The organism is Streptococcus sp. HMSC065H07 (assembly GCF_001837325.1).
In the GTDB taxonomy this organism is placed as follows: Bacteria; Bacillota; Bacilli; order Lactobacillales; family Streptococcaceae; genus Streptococcus; species Streptococcus salivarius_H.
The window spans coordinates 10,267-11,797 of the sequence record NZ_KV832029.1 but is presented as its reverse complement, the minus strand read 5'-3'; the positions used below and the strand labels follow the sequence as shown (position 1 = coordinate 11,797).

2 protein-coding genes and 1 pseudogene are annotated in these 1,531 nt (G+C 34.7%); 2 read left to right on the top strand and 1 reads right to left on the bottom strand.

Annotation, left to right across the window (positions count from 1 at the left end):
* Positions 1-46: 46 nt before the first annotated feature.
* Complete coding sequence (locus tag HMPREF2637_RS03860; RefSeq protein WP_064524274.1) at positions 47-346, bottom strand: YbaB/EbfC family nucleoid-associated protein; 300 nt, start codon at positions 344-346, stop codon at positions 47-49.
* Positions 347-657: 311 nt separating this feature from the next.
* Here HMPREF2637_RS03860 and HMPREF2637_RS03855 point away from each other — a divergent pair, with 311 nt between their 5' ends.
* Positions 658-1,167, top strand: a complete 510-nt coding sequence (locus HMPREF2637_RS03855; RefSeq protein ID WP_070839129.1) for a hypothetical protein — start codon at positions 658-660, stop codon at positions 1,165-1,167.
* A 23-nt stretch (positions 1,168-1,190) separates the two neighbouring features.
* Positions 1,191-1,531: pseudogene (locus HMPREF2637_RS03850) on the top strand (hypothetical protein); the annotation flags it as partial.

The window sequence follows — 1,531 nt, the reverse complement described above, 5'->3', positions numbered from 1 at the left end:
TAGATGAGTATATAGAAAAAGGAACCGTGAGATTCCTTTTCATTTTTTAGAATGGCAATTTACCTGCAAAGGCACCCATTGATTTTTTAGTCGCTTCGTCAATTTGTTCAAGAGCATTGTTAAGTGCTTGAACAGTCATATCTTGGAGTGTTTCCACATCATCAGGATCTACGACAGCATCAGAGAAAGTGATGTTAACTACTTTTTTGTCACCAGTTAATTCAGCAACTACCAAGTCTTGTGCTGATTTTCCAGTGAAGGTTGTAGCAGCCAACTCAGCTTGGCTTTTTTCCATTTGTTTCTGAAGCTTTTGAGCTTGCTTCATCATGTTTTGCATGTTCATCATAATATTTTCTAGATTCCTTTCATACCAAGGGTTTAGCCCCTGTTTCTTAAATTTTACTGCCCACTTCTGCCCAGAAATAAGTAGTATAAAAATCTTAACTATTATACCATGTTTAGCTTGATTAACAAAGTGAGGAGAAGTATTGGAGGAATTTGTTAAGACTTGATTTTTTCTTGTTCATAAAAATGTTAGATCAGTTACAAAGCCACCAATCCTTAAATTATGAGACTTGTTAAAAATAGTGTACAATGGTTTATTGTTAATCCGGTCAAAAATTCGATTGGAGATAGAAAAAGAAAGAGAAGATGACAATGCGAAAAAGCAATATTTTAGGGCTCTTTGTAGGACTAATTATAGGGCTGTATACAGTCTTGGGAATGAGTCTGTTTACCTTTATTAATTTAAAATTTAACTCTGTTTATTATGCTCAGCATATCCCTCATAAGGAGGGGACAGATCCGGACGTCATTATGTTGATGGAGAATATGGGTTGGGCCTATACACCGGAAATAGAAGGTATTAGCTACGATGATGATGGGTCGTATTCTATAACTAGAGAAAAAGGAACTAAAACGTCTGTATTAGATCTTACAGGTGATACTCTATTTTTTCATTCCGAATCAAATGATAGGTATCTTCTTAATCGTAATTTTTCTGTCCAACATGCTTTTGACAAACGTTATCATACTATTAAGTATAATCAACGAAAAGTCCAAAAAGAAATTAGAGAGACCGTTCAACCTGTGATTGATGCTCAACCAAAACCCTTCATCAATCTTCAGTGGTTGTTTAATTTAATTTATCAAAGTAGGTTTAACTAGAGAAAAAGAAAGAGAAGATGACAATGCGAAAAAGCAATATTTTAGGGCTCTTTGTAGGACTAATTATAGGGCTGTATACAGTCTTAGGAATGAGCCTATTTATCTTTATTAATTTAAAATTTAACTCTGTTTATTATGCTCAGCATATTCCTCATAAGGAGGGAACAGAACCGGACATCATTATGCTGATGGAGAATATGGGTTGGGCCTATACACCGGAAATAGAAGGTATTAGCTATGATGATGATGGGTCGTACGCTATAACTAGAGAAAAAGGAACAGAATCGTCTGTATTAGGTTTTTCAGATGGTACTCTAGTCTTTTACCCGAACTCAGGTGAAAGTTATATTTTTAATCGTAATTT